The organism is Niabella terrae (assembly GCF_054783135.1).
Genome location: NZ_BAAGRD010000003.1, coordinates 492,382 through 507,642, shown reverse-complemented (window position 1 = coordinate 507,642; position 15,261 = coordinate 492,382). Strand labels below are relative to the sequence as shown.

The following is a 15,261-nucleotide window of genomic DNA, read 5'->3' as shown; positions in this document are numbered from 1 at the left end:
CATTGAAAGAACGTCGTGACGCCGGACCTTCTTACTGCAGGGGTGTCAGGGTAACAGGACCCAGCAACCCCGAGGAAAGCGGTTGCCAGCCCGCGGCATCAAATCGGCCATTTTTGGCGTTCTCAGGGCGCCGGGCAGCCATATTAATATTGTAAAAAATCTTCCAGTCAATTTTCTGACGATCCATATAAGCGATCCGGTTGGCCATCAGATTTGCTACCCTGATTTCAAGGATATTCTGGCTTTTGAATGCCGATGCAGGCAGCACCAGCTGGAAATTTGGACCGGTCAGGGTACCTACCGGCCGGCCGTTCAGGGTCAGATCAGCGGTCTCATGCACCCGGCCCAGGTCCAGGAGCCAAGCCCTTGCTTTGCCCGGCAGCCGAAACTTCAGGCTGTACTTCGCCAGTCCCGAAAAATTCCGGTATCCCGCATCGGGGAGTTCGGTCCAGGAACGCAGGGAAGACAGGGTTTGGGCTGCGGGCAGTCGGGGTCCGCCTTCCAGAAATTCCAGGCGCCAGTTGCCTTTCAGCGCCACCGCAGATCCGGCTGGGCGGCGATATGGGAAAGCCGCTGCCTGGACCGGGGTAGGAAAACTTTGCAGGATCAGAGAAGCAAAAGGCGGCAGCTGGACCAGGACCTCGGTCCCACCCTGCGCCGACCTGCGCATCCGGGCCAGCCCCTTGCGTCCATCCATGGGATCAAATGCTGCGACAGCAGCAGCGGCATCGCTTAGGGTAATCCAGGATTCAAAATGCCGCTGACTGCGGTTATTGATAAAATAGTTATGACCGCCATCCATGCTGCGGCGCAGGATATATACCGAATCTGCCAGCGCTTCCCGGCGGGCGCCGGCTGCCTGCATCAGGGCCTGCAGATCACTGCTCATAAATATATGACCTGCTCCCAGCGTTGCCCGGGCACCGCCGGCATCTGCTGTGAATTTTATCTGATCCAGGAGGGCGGTTAATTTTTTACGTTCCGGGTCCAGATCACTGAGACCAGGTACATCCCGGGGCAGTTGTTTATAGACCAGCAGTGTGGCGCCCTGTTGCACCAGTTGCATCATTTTTTCGAAGGAAGCCGCGGTAATCAGCTGATTGGCCGGCAGCATCAGGGCCCGGTACTTATTACCACCCGCCTGCAGGCGACCCGCTGCCAACTGAAACCCTTCAAGTTGGCGGTCGGAGAAAAAATCGAAACTGTAGCCCTTTTCACTCATGGCTTCCGCCAACTTTTCAAAATCGGTACCCACGAAATTTCTTTCCATACCATCAAAATGCTGCAGCAGCGCCTGCCCCGGCTGGCTGTAACGATCTATAATCGGATAATACAGCAGTATATCGTTATCCGGCTGGCCTTTCTGCAGGAAAGACTGTATCCGGGTAACGTATTGATTGAGGGCAGCAAAATGGGCCCACTGGGGATTCTCGGACTGAAAATGCACCGCAGCATAAAACAACCAGCCCGGCCATGGGGCCTGGCGCGGGGAATAAGCCGTCCCATGGTAAACAATATGGTTGACCCCGCCCAGAAAATACAGGTCCAATGCTTTTTTTACATCCCCCCAGGAAGAAAGAAAATGTTCATTCAGCCAGGTGGCGGATTCGGCAGCCACCAGTTTTTTACCCGATACATTGGCCGCAGAACTGGCAAACTTAAACCGTAATAATTCGGTGCCTTCGGTTTCCGGAATATCGACCACGCTATAAAGATCCAGGGTATTGGCTGGTGAACCATGGCTTTGATTGCGCAGGATCTTACCCTGGCGGGCGCCCCATTGTTTCCATTTGCGGGTAAAATGATCCAGCAATAACGCATCAATTACCGACCGGTAGTCGTACCGCACCCGGCTGTTACGCTCGGGATCGGCAGCACCAAACAAAGCCGGTAATTCCTGCCGGAGATCATAACCTTTTCGTTGTTCAAACTCCTGGAAGAACAGGGGCGTCCAGTCGGCTTCACCACGGGCATCATCTACTTCATAGGAATCATTGAAAAATCCCCGCAGATAACTGATATCATAACCCTTAAATGCCGTATCAAATTTCCGGAAATAATGGTCCGCTGCTTTGGCCGAAAAATGATCGATCGCATATCCTTCACCGCCTGGCCCTGCCCTTTCTACCATTTTCCCATGCAGGCCTTCAAAAATAGCATACAGGGTCCAGTCTCCACTTCCAGTAGGTGCGGTCCAGTTCAGTTGGCCGGCATCGCCTACTTTCTCCAGGAGATCCAGGGCCGGCTGACCGGGTTTTGAACTATAAGCCATCAGGGCGATCAGTGGCAGATTCCCCGGAAACTGTACCTGGTCCAGGGCCATGGTCTGCAGATCCCCGTTGGCATTAATGGGCTGTTTGATATCGGCCACCTGCAACCGTTTTTGATTGGCCGTGCGTACAAAACCTTCCCTTTCATAGCGGACAGGTTCGGGGAGCCCCTTACCCCCCGCTACCGTATAGGTTTTATGATAAACTGATTTACTGGCATCGGCATCCGTGACCCAGGGTCCCCCAAAAGGCCATCCGGTTGCGTTGGCCAGGTCCACGCCCAGGTCCAGCCGGCGACTCTCTTTCAGGGTGTGGGTAAAAAGTTCCATCCAGCGCGGGCTCAAAAAATCCACAAACTGCGCTTCCTGGCCTTTCACGCCATAAATAGGCGTGATTTCCACGCCCCCCAGACCGGCTTTCTGGTACTGCTCCAGGTTCCAGCTCAGGTCTTTTTCTGTAACCGCCGAACCTTCCCACCACCAACGGGTCCAGGGCCGGTTGTCCCGGGTTATTTCAGGCCAGGAGAGCTGTGCCTGTAACAGGCTGCCACTGAAAAACAGGCCCAGTAGCAAGCTGGTCATCCTTAGTTTTGTCTGCTTCGGTATATAATTCATTATCTATAGAATAAAATAAGGGTGGTAAAAAACTAGCGCAAGAGGCCTGGCACCGGGTCAGGGCATGTAAAATACCTCCTGCAGCGGCAGGGATACGGGAGAATGGTCCTCGTTGGTATCCATAATATCTGCCATATACGCCCACCAGCGCTGCATCACCGGTGCCGCCGGCAGGTCCTCCATCCGATAGCCATCGGCCAGTTTCAGTACGCCGAATAATTCCCCGGTTGCTTCTTCCAGAAAAATGCTGTAATCACTGATGCCATTCGAGTGAAGCAGATCAGTGAGTTCCGGCCAGATTTCATCATGTCTTTTCCGGTAATTGGCCTGCTGCCCTTTATGAAGTTTCATTTTAAATGCAATACGCTGCATGTACAATCGTTTAATGGGTGAAAAACTGACGGGAAAACAGGAAGAAACGCCCTGCTTTCACCGGTTTGCAATATAGAGCAGGCCTGTTATAAAAGCATCCTGAACTGTCCTGCGCATCAAAAAAAAGCCTGTGGCAACACCACAGGCTCAACATCTTTGTTTCCTGAACCCTATTCCGCATCAAAAGCTTCCTGCCAGGCCAGTACGCCGCCTTCCAGGTTGATGGTATTCTTGAAGCCCATAGTATCCAGGAACTGACAGGCAGCGGCGCTGCGCTTGCCACTGCGACAGTGAATGATCACTTCTTCCGCTTCCTTACCTTCCAGTGCACCCAGGTCCATCTGCTGGATATTGCCCAGCGGGATCAGGGTGCCGCCAATATTGTACTCTTCATATTCTGCCGGTTCCCGGCAATCAATCAGGTTAATTTTTTCGCCGCTGTCTAGTCTGGCTTTAAGTTCCTGAACAGTTATCGTTTCCATATTACTTTTTTTAAAACTAAAATTAAGGCATTATTCAATAACAGGCTCATCTGCACCGAGGCTGCTATCGGGGTTGGGCGGCCGGTTCACTGGCACCCGAACGGTACTGTCCTGCACGGGGGGTTGACTGCTGACCCAGATATCCATGACCTGGCCGGCCCTGATGCTGATCAGATGACCCTCGTCATCAAAACGCTGCGGGCTTTGCCGGTAGATATAGGCGGTAGCCGTATCCCGTACATCGCCATCCGGAATAATGGAAGCCAGAATGATGCCCTTGCTCTCCAGTAGCAATCGGGCTTCCGCCGTTGTCATACCGACCAAATCCGGAATGGCATAGGCGGTATTGCTGAGTTCAGAGCCTATAATCAAATCAACTTTACTTCCCATCCTGATTTTGGCGCCTGGTTGAATATTGCCACCGTTATAGAGCTGTTCCAGCACCGAATTTCTGGCAAAATCCGGTCGGTAACTGGTATCCCCCAATTTAAGACCGGCGTTCTCCAGTACCAGTAAGGCATTGCGGAAACTATAGCCGACGATATTGGGCATTTCCACCAGTGGGGGGACTGCCCGGTTATAGGTCAGGTACACTGTCCGACTGGACTTGACCACTTCCAGCTCATCGGGCACCTGCCGGATGACCTGCAGGGGCGCGAGCGTATCATAATATAGACTGTCCTGTAACTCCACATAAAAACCCGCATCACTCAGGATTTTCTGCGCTTCCGGCAGGGATTTTCCGGTAACGGCGGGCACCGTTTTCGCATCATTATGGTTGGTAAACCAGCCCAGACTGCTGACAATCGCCGCAAATATGCCTACGGCCAGTAAGATACCCACCAATATATTTACCCAAAGCGGGCGCTGCGTAATAAATTTGAACATCCTAGATTAAATATTAGATGCGGTAAACCTACATAAATTTTTCTTTAGCCGCTTTATTTCTGCGGGGCCTTATGAAAAATATAAGAATCGCCGGCAGTTCAGGATACCGGGCTACTCAAAGCAGGCCGCTACCAGCAGGCTGTAAAAATCCTTCAGGTTGCCGCCGGCAGCAGCCACCTGTTGGGGAATGATGCTGGCATCGCTTTGACCAGGAATGGTATTTACCTCAAGCATAAATGGAGATGCACTGGTTTCTTCATATATAAAATCAATGCGTATAACCCCCTTGCAATTAAATAACTCGTAGACTTTCTTGGCTGCTTCCCTCACTTTTTCTGCGATTGGTTCCGCCACTTCAGCCGGTGTTACTTCGGTAGATTTTCCTTCGTATTTTGCTTCAAAATCAAAAAATTCTTTTGAATCATGGGCTTTTACTTCGGTAAAGGGCAGCGTAATGATTTGTCCTTTGGAGCGGTAGACGCCGATGGTAAATTCCCGGCCCTCGATCATTTCCTCCACCAATACCTGACTATCCTCCCGAAATGCTTTTTCTATAGCACCCTGAAGTTCATCAGCTTGCATTACCTTACTCATACCTATACTTGAGCCGCCGTTATTGGGCTTTACAAATAAGGGCAGCCGTAATTGCTCCAGTATTTTGCCGGCGGGTAAAGGACTGTGATCGAAAAGCAGCAGGGACCGGGCTACGGAAACCCCGCCTTTTGCCGCCACACCGGTCGCATAGCTTTTATTGAAAGTAATGGCAGAACAGGCGGCACTGCAGCCGGTATAGGGCAGTCCCAGCATATCAAAATAACCCTGCAGTTTGCCGTCTTCACCCGGGGTTCCATGCATGGCGATCAGTGCCGCATCAAAATGCTGTCGCTGTCCGTTCAGGAGGATGGAAAAATCATTACGGTCCACCGGACTACGCCGGCCCTGTTCGTCTTCATAGAACCAGCCATCCCTGCTGATATCGATCAGGTAGGGCTGGAATTTCTCGCGGTCGATATGATTGAAAATCGTACGGGCACTTTTGTATGAGATAACGGCTTCGCCCGAATAACCTCCGGTTACAATTGCAATTTGCTTTTTCATCTGCGCTTCGGTTCCGGTAAGAATCCGGATTTTAGTTAAACTTTAATTGAAGTAAAATCAATTTAATATATTAACAATCAATGTCTGATTTCTATTAAATTGTCATTCCGGATCATTTTCGGCGGTCAGTGCTTAGAGGTGCAGTTTCTCCTTCTTTGCCATTAATTCGTCCACGGTTTCCTGGTACATTTCATCGGGTACACAGCAGTCTACCGGACAAACCGAAGCGCATTGCGGTTCCTCATGGAAGCCCTGGCATTCCGTGCATTTATCGGGTACAATATAATAGGTATCCACTGAGAGCGGTTCGTTCTTATGATGGGCATCGACCACCTGGCCGTCAAATAGTTTAAATTCTCCGTTGGCGGAAGTGCCGTCTGATATGGTCCATTCTACCCCACCTTCATAAATGGCATTATTGGGACATTCCGGTTCACAAGCCCCGCAGTTAATACATTCATCAGTAATTTTTATCGCCATAGCCTATTGATTAAAAATTTATTTTACTAGTAGATTCAATATTGCAAAAGTACTGATTGAAGGCGATATAAGCATTCTGCGATGCAGGCTCTTCCAAAGAAATGTTTGGCAGATTGCCCCTTTGCTTTAATTTTTGCACTCAGAAATTATGGATATGGACCTAAAGACAAGACAGGCACTGCTGCTGCAGTTGGGGGACTACCTCAGGACCAACGGGCCGGAATGGCAGACCGTCAAAGAAAACGCCAGCATCAAAAACCCCTGGTTCTTACCGGAATTTATCGACCTGGCCGTAAGCGGTATACTGGATCATTTCCTGGTACCTGAAAAACTGGAACAATGGCTGCAGCAATACCCCCGTATTGGCAGGCCGGAAACTGCCGCAAAGCAGGTCGGCATCGTCATGGCCGGAAATATCCCACTGGTGGGTTTCCATGATTTTCTCTGTGTGCTGCTCAGCGGACACCAGACCTGGATTAAAACCTCTTCCAAAGACGAGGTACTGCTTCCCCATCTGGTTGCCAAACTGACAGCCTGGGCACCTGAACTCTCCCAACAGCTTCAATTCGCAGAACTGTTGAAAAACTGTGATGCTTATATCGCGACCGGCAGCAACAGCAGTGCCGGTCATTTTGAATATTATTTCAGAAACCATCCCCATATTATCCGGAAGAACCGGACCTCGGTGGCTGTATTGGACGGCCAGGAATCCGAAAAAGAACTCGCGGCACTGGCCGATGATGTCTACCAGTATTTCGGATTGGGCTGCCGCAATATTACCAAGATCTATGTGCCGGAAGCCTATGATTTTATTCCCCTGTTAACCGCCTTCAATAAGTACAATTACCTGGCAGATCACCATAAATACAAAAACAACTACGATTACAACCTGGCATTGCATATCCTGAACCATAAGCAGTATATGAGTAATCCTTCGCTGATCCTGGTGGAAGAGCCGGCGATTTTCTCACCAGTCAGTCAATTGCATTATACTTATTATACAGACAGGCCGGCATTGATAGCTGAGTTGAAGAACCGGAGCGATATCCAGTGTATGGCAGGCCGGGATCTGCTGCCCTTCGGGAAGGCCCAGCAGCCGGAACTCAACGATTATGCGGATGGTGTGGATACCATGCGATGGCTGGAGCTCCTGGATAGTGAATCCGGACAAAGTCAAAAGGCCGTTACTGCTGATTAACATATATTTAAACAGGGGAAGCGCATCGAATACAAATAATTGCCATCTAATCCATTAGGAGAAGTACGAAAGTCTTAGTAAAACTTTGTTAAACTAAATTCCCGGTCATACAAAACAGGCAGACAATTTGTTACTTTGTAGTCCTCGGGTACAATATTTGACATAGAAATAGGATAACGCAATAAAATAAAAGACAAGAATATGAAAGTGAAACAGTTGATACTGGTCGTTGTAATCAGTTTGCTATCTGCTTTTGCAGGCGTATATATATACGGTAAGTTTTTCCGTAGTCCGTCTGCCAGTTTTGGTGCACCGGTGGACGGTAAAATGCCGGTCAATTATGCCAGTTATTTAGAAAACAAAGGCAATGGCGCCGAGCCTACCGATTTTACTAAAGCGTCTCAGACAGCGATTCCTGCAGTCGTCCATATCAAGACCAAAATCCCTGCGAAAAAAGTGACCAATGACCTGCCGAACAGCCGCAGCCGTGGTTATGATCCGTTTGAAGATTTTTTCGGTGATTTTTTTGGCGGCGGCTATGGTCCCCAGATTATACCGGAACAGCGGGCTTCGGGTAGTGGCGTAATTATCAGCCAGGACGGTTATATCGTGACCAATAACCACGTTGTTACCGATCGTAACGGCAAGGATGTGGCACCTGAAATTAAAGTCACCCTGAACGAGGGTCGTAAGACTTATACCGCCAAGGTAGTAGGCCGGGATCCCAGTACCGATCTGGCGGTGCTGAAAATCGAAGCAGAAAAGCTGCCTTATATGATTTATGGCAATTCTGATAATGTGCAACTGGGTCAGTGGGTACTGGCCGTAGGCTATCCTTTTAATCTGGAAGCTACCGTAACCGCAGGTATTATCAGTGCCAAAGGTCGTAGTATCGGTATTAATGCCCAGCAAAGTGAATCTCCCGTTGAATCCTTTATACAAACTGATGCGGCGGTTAACTCCGGAAACAGCGGTGGTGCCTTGATCAATACCAATGGTGAGCTGATCGGCATTAACTCAGCCATTCTGGCACCAGGCGGCACTTATGCCGGTTACTCTTTCGCCATTCCGGTGAATATTGTTAAAAAAATTGTCAATGATATCGTCAAATACGGGGACGTAAAAAGAGGTTATCTCGGCGTTACCTATTCCTCATTGCCTTCACAGAATGAACAATATCTCAGAAGGGCAGGCATCCAGGACGGTGTATATGTATTGGGCGTTGACCCCTCCGGTGGTGCCGCCAAATCGGGCATCAAGAAAGGTGATATCATCACCAAGGTCAACGGCAGATCTATCATTTCAGGTCTGGAAATCAGCGGCGCTATCGCCAGTGCGAAACCCGGCGATAAAGTGGAACTAACCTATGTCCGCAGTGGTAAGGAAAGCACCACCGATGTCACCTTATCTGCACAATCCAAAATGGTAACGATTAGTTCCGCTGAAGCCATTGGCGACCAGCTGGGAGTGGATCTGAAGAACCTGGACAGCAAAAGGGCAGAGCAGTACCGGATCAACGGCGGTGTGGAAGTAACCAATATCCGTGACAACGGGCCATTGAAACGTACCCGGATGGAAAAAGGCTTTATCATCACCTCGGTAAATGGTATGGCCATCAAGAATGTTGATGAACTCGCTAAAGCACTGGGCACTGTCAACAGCAGCACTTTGGTCCTGGAAGGAATTTACCCGGGATACAGTGGTCGGTATTCCTATGAGATTAATCTCAACGGTACCGATGGCGAAACCTTTTAATCAATAGGTCTGTATATATCGAAGCCGGTTTCTTTCGAAGCCGGCTTTTTTACATTTACAGGTGTTTGCTGATCAACGGAAATACCGTTAATTTGCTTTCTGTGCCATAAGAAAAATAACTGATATGAATAAATACGCTATCACCATGCTAACGCTGATGGTATGCCTCGGGCTACAACCGGCCCTGGGCCAGGATCTAATAACCGAACCACATGGGCAACCTTATCTCAGCAAATTCTGGGGCGGCCTCAGAGGTGGCTATTTGTTGAAAAATCAATCCTTATCAAAAGATCCCTATTATTATCTGGGCAGTGGTTTTTTTGCCGAAGCAACAGGCGGTTGGCGCCAGCAGTCTTTTGGCTGGGACCTTGCCCTGGGGCATCTGAACATTCAACGAAAGCCGGCCAGAACCGCCAACAACAGCCTCTCGGTCACCCAGACCCTGAACGGCAGCCCTGCTGCGGCTGCTTATTTTGAAACCGCCTTGAAATCAGGCGCTACTAACGGTGACTATTTTATCATTGCCGGCAATGCTGATCCGATAGTGCTGTCCAAGAACCTCTCCGGCATCTATGCTTTGACCGGACCCCGTTTCTGGATTGGGAAGAACAAACTGCAGGGATCTGTTTTTATTCAAGGTGGCATCATAAGCCGAAAATTTGGCTATTACCTGCTGAGCAGCAGCGGTGCTGCCACCAATAGTTTCACCTATCCCGCTGCACCGCTTTCAACGGATCCGAAAGAGCCCGAACCCGTAAAAACAACAGCCACGGTTACAGCACCGGTGATTAATTATCAGCAATACGGCTATACGGAAGCCCTGGGCAGTACGCTGACGGATGCAGACCGGAGCAGCGGCCAGGGTTTTACAGAGAAATCGTCCATTCAGTTTCTGGCCCGGGCCGGTGCAAATCTGGAATATTTTATCAGTCCGAAAGTTTCACTGAGCGCCGGTGTGGATTATTTCTATCTGCCGTCCCCACAGATGCAAACCGCCCAGAATGCCAGCGGACGCCTGTCTTATTACACCACGCCGCCGGGAGAAAGTTCAGTGGCTGTTGATGCTTTTTCCTTCTCCTCCCAACAGTCAGGAAAATCCAATCTGGGATTTCTGGGTGCAGCCCTGGGCATCAAATTTTGGTTTGGCAACCAAAAAGCCCGTTCGGTGGCTAAAGACCCCGAACCACCTGCCGCCTATAAAAATCTGATGGTAGTGGTCATGGACAAACCTACAGGGAAACCCCTGGATGGCGTCACGGTGAAAATCATGCGTCAGGGTGATCGAAATTATACCGAAGCCCTGACCGATGAAAGCGGAAGTATTCCGCTGATCCGGGATATTGACCGGGGCATCTATACCATAACAGGCACCAAGAACGGCGTGGCAACTACAGCGGCATCCATTACCATCGATGAATTTACCGGTAAAAACAAAACCATACACAAGGAATTGATCCACAATGACCTTCGTTTTAGTCTGGCAGGCAGGACCGTAACTAAAAACGCCCAAAGTCCGCTCCCCTTCATTCAGACCTCGCTGACCAATGAAGACCTGGGTGTGGCCCGGCAGCAAAGCTCCGATTCCGTCGGTCATTTCAACTATCAACTGGAACATAATACCGACTATAATGTTTTTGCCCAGCATAAGGGATATTTCTCCAATAAGGAAAAAGTCAGCACCCGCGGACTGAACCGCAGCGAGGTCATCTATGTCAACCTGGAACTGGAAGTAGTGGAACTAAAACAAGGCAATTCCATCATAGTAAAAGATATCTATTATGATTATGACAAATGGGATATCCGACCGGATGCGGCAAGGGTTCTGGATAACCTGGTACAAAACCTCAAAGACAATCCCGGTATCCGCATCGAACTGTCTTCCTATACGGATAGCCGGGGTAGTGATGCCTATAACATGACGCTCTCCCAACGAAGAGCCGATGCAGCAGTTCAATACCTGGTAAGCCGGGGCATTACAGCAGATCGACTGGAAGCAAAAGGTTACGGTGAAACCAAACTGTTGAACGAATGCAGTAATGGCGTAAATTGTTCAGAAACGCAGCACCAAAAGAACCGCCGTACAGAAATGAAAGTACTGGAATAATCCAGAACGAATCCAATGGGTGGCAACTAAGGAACAGGCGCTTTTACAAAAGACATTTAATTTTACAGCTGCTGGAAATCCTTCGACAGGTTAAGGACATCCTACCGGGCGGCTTTTTTGGAATGCCCAGGCTTTTTGAAGGCGTAAGTACATCTTGAAGGCGTAAGTACATCAAGACCCGCAATTCTAGTTCCCTTTTCAAAGATGGTGTACAAACTGCCCCACAACGGTAGCAATACGCAACTATCTGCGAAGTCCGAAGCCCAGCCCATCAGCTTTGATGAGGGTGGGTAGTTCACAGGGGAGCCCGGAACAATAAGTATTTGCAGGAACCGCGTAGTATTTTCTGATCTCAGCCTCAGCTATTCTGGTATTTTTCAGAGAAGGGCATAAATTGTTTGAAAGTATCGCCCCGCAATCCAATTCGTAATGTTTCCAGAGGAATGACATCATCCGGGGCGATATTGCCCAGATTGACATTGGCGCCCAGCAATCCGATAAACCAGGCCTGCTGGGACTTATTCGGAGCTTCCCAAAGTATCTTCTCCTGGGGCACACTTTTTAATATTTTACCCACCAGCGCCGAGTGCGCATTGCCGTTCGGACGGTAAATCCCAACCGTACCACTTTCCCTGGCTTCGGCAATGACCTTCCAGGCGCCACATTCAAGCTCCTTGTTCATCATCGAAATCCACAGGTTCGGCCGTATCATGATACCGGCTTCCTTGGAACCTACTTCAGAAAGCACCGTGAATTCCTTTGAAAGTTCCTGAATATACTGACATTTCTCGTCATGGGGCATTTGCAGACTACCATCAGACACTTCCACGAACTCCATTTTAAACTTGTTGACCAACCGGCGGTAATCGTCAAAAAGCCCCCTTACTATAAACGCTTCAAATAGTGTTCCGCCAAAATAAGTTTTGATACCCGCCTGATGATAGATATCCAGTTTCTCGCTAAGGCCATTGGCTACCAGCGAAGTGCCAAATCCCAATTTTACTACATCGGTGTAACTACATGCCACATTCACGAGGTCCTCTGCCTGTCGCAAACTAAGTCCTTTATCCATCACCATGGTAATGCCACTTTCCCGTGGCTTTTCACTTCGTTCCGGTAATCCGGGCAGTTCAAAGTTCCGCATTAGCTCTCTCTGTGTTTAAATTTGAAATCCAGGGACTGGAAGACAAGATGGCGATAATTTCCGGATGAGTTCGCAATAAGATTCATCGTATTTTGCCCGATTCCTGGCTGTACCACTCGGTTTTTTGGTATCGACATCGGATGCAATATTACATCATTATCCTATTTTTTCAAATTGTAAATCTCCCGGTAATCTGAATACAGGGCATGGTTCCATCCTGGCGATCTATGAGAATAAGCAGATTCGGCGATGGTCTTCACTCTTAAAATATAGATAACCTGAAGAATCAGCCCGCTACAGCAGCCCCTGAAATTGCGTTGAACGGAATCTGATGATCATAACAATAATAAAAAGTTTAACTTGGGCAGCATCCGTAATAATGTGCAGATGAAATACAAATACAAGCAACGCTCCCGGTATCTGTTGCTGTTCATAGCGGGGACCCTATCGCTATGGACCTCCGGACAGGTCCGACCGGATCAGATACATTTTACCAGACAGGCAGTCCGTCGCTTCATCTTCGATGAACAGCATCTTATTCCGCTGGCGAATATCCAACCCGCGTCCATTATCGGGATTGATGCCATGCATCCGGCAACGCATCGTTTAGAAAGGAAAGCTGAACTGTCGGTTCAGACAGGACAACTGGTCCTGCATACCAGGGATAGTTCAGCGACGGATATCTGGCTGGGTGGCTTCAATCCTTTTGCCACCTATATACTAGATGTAGAAGAGCCAACCGGTGACGGTGCCATGGGTATCCTGTTTACGGATGACGCTGCCAGCACCCAGTTTTCGATAGTATTACGTTACCAACAGGGGCAGCTGCTTGATGTCCTGCAACAGGTCACCCGGCCTGGCCAGCCGGATCAGGCAAGTTCTATTCTAACCTCACGGCCGGCAAACAAAACGCTGAAAGGAAAAATTTTTATTCAGTTACTGGGCAGCGGACTAACAGTCTATCTCCAAAATGAAAGCCTGCCTTATCCCGTGGCACAATCTGATTTTTCCCAACTGATCGACCTGCGACAGAAAAGTTACCTGTCCCGTTTTAAAACAAAACTGTTATTTGTGTCGGGTCCAGGCACCGTAAAATTGAACAACGCATCCATTGCATTGAGTAGTGGAATAGGCCTGGCGGATATCAGAGCACTTACCTATGAAGACGGCACACCGCTATTGGATCAGGGCCGCGTATGGTATACGATGTCCATAAGGGGCCGGGCCCTCCCCCATCACCTGCAGGGTATATTCAGCATGCATCCGACAATATTTGATCTCCGCTTTGAAGGCATCGTTGTATTTGACCGCGGCGATGGTCTGTTGCGCAATGAAATTGCCTCGCATATTTTCTTCGACCGCCGGGACAGTATCTGGCGGGGGATCACTACGGGCTTCAGCAGTTTTGCCAGCCCGAAAATGCCGAAGGAGCTACTGGCTATAGAAAGTAAAACGGATCCCCGATTTGGATTTTCTGTCATGAGGGCAAGACCTTTCGGTATTACAGGAGATATCGAGGACCCGCATATTCTGTACGATAGCCAGGCCCGCAAATGGCGCCTTCTGGCCTGCGAAAATATCGATGGCTATAAGGCAGTGCTGATGGAATCTTCCGTCTGGAATAAGGGATACCGTCGTATTGCAGGCCCCGGACAACATAATGCTACCGGTACTTCCATTCAACGTATTGCAGGGGTGCCCTATTGTTTTTCGGGCAGCGACGAACGAAAAATTTTCATATACAGCTATCCCGATCTCAAAGAAGTCGGGCAGCTACAGATGGACCTTCCTCCCTGGGACAGTCGTTCGGGTACCCGGGTCTGGCCCAATATTATTGAATTACCGACCGGCTATCCTTTTCGTTATCTGGCGCTGATGATGGATCGGTTCAATTATCCGGGACTACAGGGACCGAACTGGACTTACGGTGCCCTGTACCTGTACCATGGAAATATTGATTGAAAATACGCAGCCAGCAGCTCCGAATGAATGAAGCCGCTTTAATTTAAGTTCAACCTAATTTTTTGGATCAGATGCCTTATCCCGCCTTTCTGAACGATCCCGGTTCTGGAAATGGTACGCGACAGCCCGCCCCTGCCAGAGGGGACTACTATTGTCACCGAAAATTAAAAATGCAGCTGGTTATATTTCATTAATCCAGGACAGTGAAGGCACCCCGAATTGGCCTTTATGCAGAACGGTAGGTTGAAAATTTGTGTTCCAGTCGACGCAGCCATTTTTGCCGCTTCTTGTCAGTGACAAATTTGACCATCGACAGATTCATCCATTTCAGGTTGCGGTAACCCATTTTCCAGAAAGTGCCGGTCAGTACTGCCTTTTTCACCGCATTACCAAATAAAAAACGGTACATCAGTCGGGGACTGTTCATCGTCGTAATCAGGGTAATCCGCTTCATTCCTTTAAACAGCGGGATCATGCGACGGCCATCGGGGCTGTGTTCATAAGCCACTCCCGGGAAAATGACTCTATCAATAAAGCCTTTGGTAAGTGCCGGCATCAATTCCCACCAGACCGGAAAGATCAGAACCAGGTGCTCCGCTTTGTTCAGGCGTTCTTTATAAGCTATCACCTGGGGGTCCACAGGCTTCTGCGCCTTAAATGCTTTCAGATCGCGACTGGTCATTACCGGATTGAAGCCGTCCCGATCCAGGTGTATCAGGTCCATGGGTTGATCGGTTCTGGTCAGCCCGCTGCTAACTGCCTGCAGGATGGCATGGCAAAAGCTGTCTTCATAGGGATGATTAAACACAATTACCGTTCTCATTTTCTGACGTTTTGTTGTAAAACAAAATTGAGAACCGAATTATCCATGGACGATAACTTTTGTTAATTAAT

The 15,261-nt window shown here is 49.1% G+C and carries 12 protein-coding genes; 4 read left to right on the top strand and 8 right to left on the bottom strand.

Annotated elements, in window-relative coordinates; all coding sequences use genetic code 11:
* Nucleotides 1–31: 31 nt before the first annotated feature.
* From ACYVI9_RS04995 to ACYVI9_RS04970, 6 genes are all read right to left on the bottom strand, one after another.
* Entirely contained in the window at nt 32–2,884 is a 2,853-nt protein-coding gene (locus ACYVI9_RS04995) for a glycosyl hydrolase (RefSeq protein ID WP_460761478.1), read from the bottom strand.
* Nucleotides 2,885–2,941: 57 nt separating this feature from the next.
* The gene (gene rhaM / locus ACYVI9_RS04990) at nt 2,942–3,256 is read right to left on the bottom strand and encodes an L-rhamnose mutarotase (protein ID WP_460761475.1); all 315 of its coding nucleotides are present in this window, start codon (nt 3,254–3,256) and stop codon (nt 2,942–2,944) included.
* A gap of 170 nt (nt 3,257–3,426) precedes the next feature.
* Nucleotides 3,427–3,738, bottom strand: coding sequence for a rhodanese-like domain-containing protein (locus ACYVI9_RS04985; RefSeq protein WP_460761472.1), 312 nt, complete (start codon nt 3,736–3,738; stop codon nt 3,427–3,429).
* A 30-nt stretch (nt 3,739–3,768) separates the two neighbouring features.
* The gene (locus ACYVI9_RS04980; protein WP_460761470.1) at nt 3,769–4,626 is read right to left on the bottom strand and encodes a PASTA domain-containing protein; all 858 of its coding nucleotides are present in this window, start codon (nt 4,624–4,626) and stop codon (nt 3,769–3,771) included.
* Between the two features lie 111 nt (nt 4,627–4,737).
* On the bottom strand, nt 4,738–5,724 hold the full coding sequence (locus ACYVI9_RS04975; RefSeq protein ID WP_460761468.1) for a D-alanine--D-alanine ligase: 987 nt from the start codon (nt 5,722–5,724) through the stop codon (nt 4,738–4,740).
* 132 nt (nt 5,725–5,856) lie between these two features.
* Entirely contained in the window at nt 5,857–6,204 is a 348-nt protein-coding gene (locus ACYVI9_RS04970) for a 4Fe-4S dicluster domain-containing protein (RefSeq protein ID WP_460761465.1), read from the bottom strand.
* Nucleotides 6,205–6,358: 154 nt separating this feature from the next.
* On the opposite strand from ACYVI9_RS04970, the gene ACYVI9_RS04965 reads away from it, so the two are divergent.
* The 3 genes from ACYVI9_RS04965 (at nt 6,359) to ACYVI9_RS04955 (ending at nt 11,261) form a co-directional block, all read left to right on the top strand.
* Nucleotides 6,359–7,402 (top strand): acyl-CoA reductase, encoded by a 1,044-nt coding sequence (locus tag ACYVI9_RS04965; RefSeq protein WP_460761463.1) that lies wholly within the window; start codon nt 6,359–6,361, stop codon nt 7,400–7,402.
* A gap of 201 nt (nt 7,403–7,603) precedes the next feature.
* Nucleotides 7,604–9,157 carry a trypsin-like peptidase domain-containing protein gene (locus tag ACYVI9_RS04960; protein WP_460761460.1) on the top strand — a complete coding sequence of 518 codons (1,554 nt, stop codon included), beginning with the start codon at nt 7,604–7,606 and terminating at the stop codon, nt 9,155–9,157.
* Between the two features lie 124 nt (nt 9,158–9,281).
* Nucleotides 9,282–11,261, top strand: coding sequence for an OmpA family protein (locus tag ACYVI9_RS04955; protein ID WP_460761458.1), 1,980 nt, complete (start codon nt 9,282–9,284; stop codon nt 11,259–11,261).
* Nucleotides 11,262–11,619: 358 nt separating this feature from the next.
* On the opposite strand, the gene ACYVI9_RS04950 is transcribed toward ACYVI9_RS04955, so the two are convergent.
* On the bottom strand, nt 11,620–12,405 hold the full coding sequence (locus ACYVI9_RS04950) for a phosphosulfolactate synthase (RefSeq protein ID WP_460761455.1): 786 nt from the start codon (nt 12,403–12,405) through the stop codon (nt 11,620–11,622).
* Between the two features lie 387 nt (nt 12,406–12,792).
* Here ACYVI9_RS04950 and ACYVI9_RS04945 point away from each other — a divergent pair, with 387 nt between their 5' ends.
* Nucleotides 12,793–14,367, top strand: a complete 1,575-nt coding sequence (locus ACYVI9_RS04945; RefSeq protein ID WP_460761453.1) for a hypothetical protein — start codon at nt 12,793–12,795, stop codon at nt 14,365–14,367.
* Between the two features lie 226 nt (nt 14,368–14,593).
* Here the strand turns inward: ACYVI9_RS04945 and ACYVI9_RS04940 are convergent, their stop codons facing one another.
* On the bottom strand, nt 14,594–15,190 hold the full coding sequence (locus ACYVI9_RS04940; protein WP_460761450.1) for an NAD(P)H-dependent oxidoreductase: 597 nt from the start codon (nt 15,188–15,190) through the stop codon (nt 14,594–14,596).
* Nucleotides 15,191–15,261: the final 71 nt, after the last annotated feature.

Coding starts and splice junctions, on each gene's coding strand:
- ACYVI9_RS04985 (WP_460761472.1), bottom strand. CDS start 3,738: ATGGAAACGATAACTGTTCAGGAACTTAAAGCCAGACTAGACAGCGGC.
- ACYVI9_RS04940 (WP_460761450.1), bottom strand. CDS start 15,190: ATGAGAACGGTAATTGTGTTTAATCATCCCTATGAAGACAGCTTTTGC.
- ACYVI9_RS04980 (WP_460761470.1), bottom strand. CDS start 4,626: ATGTTCAAATTTATTACGCAGCGCCCGCTTTGGGTAAATATATTGGTG.
- rhaM (WP_460761475.1), bottom strand. CDS start 3,256: ATGCAGCGTATTGCATTTAAAATGAAACTTCATAAAGGGCAGCAGGCC.
- ACYVI9_RS04960 (WP_460761460.1), top strand. CDS start 7,604: ATGAAAGTGAAACAGTTGATACTGGTCGTTGTAATCAGTTTGCTATCT.
- ACYVI9_RS04945 (WP_460761453.1), top strand. CDS start 12,793: ATGAAATACAAATACAAGCAACGCTCCCGGTATCTGTTGCTGTTCATA.
- ACYVI9_RS04995 (WP_460761478.1), bottom strand. CDS start 2,884: ATGAATTATATACCGAAGCAGACAAAACTAAGGATGACCAGCTTGCTA.
- ACYVI9_RS04965 (WP_460761463.1), top strand. CDS start 6,359: ATGGACCTAAAGACAAGACAGGCACTGCTGCTGCAGTTGGGGGACTAC.
- ACYVI9_RS04970 (WP_460761465.1), bottom strand. CDS start 6,204: ATGGCGATAAAAATTACTGATGAATGTATTAACTGCGGGGCTTGTGAA.
- ACYVI9_RS04975 (WP_460761468.1), bottom strand. CDS start 5,724: ATGAAAAAGCAAATTGCAATTGTAACCGGAGGTTATTCGGGCGAAGCC.
- ACYVI9_RS04950 (WP_460761455.1), bottom strand. CDS start 12,405: ATGCGGAACTTTGAACTGCCCGGATTACCGGAACGAAGTGAAAAGCCA.
- ACYVI9_RS04955 (WP_460761458.1), top strand. CDS start 9,282: ATGAATAAATACGCTATCACCATGCTAACGCTGATGGTATGCCTCGGG.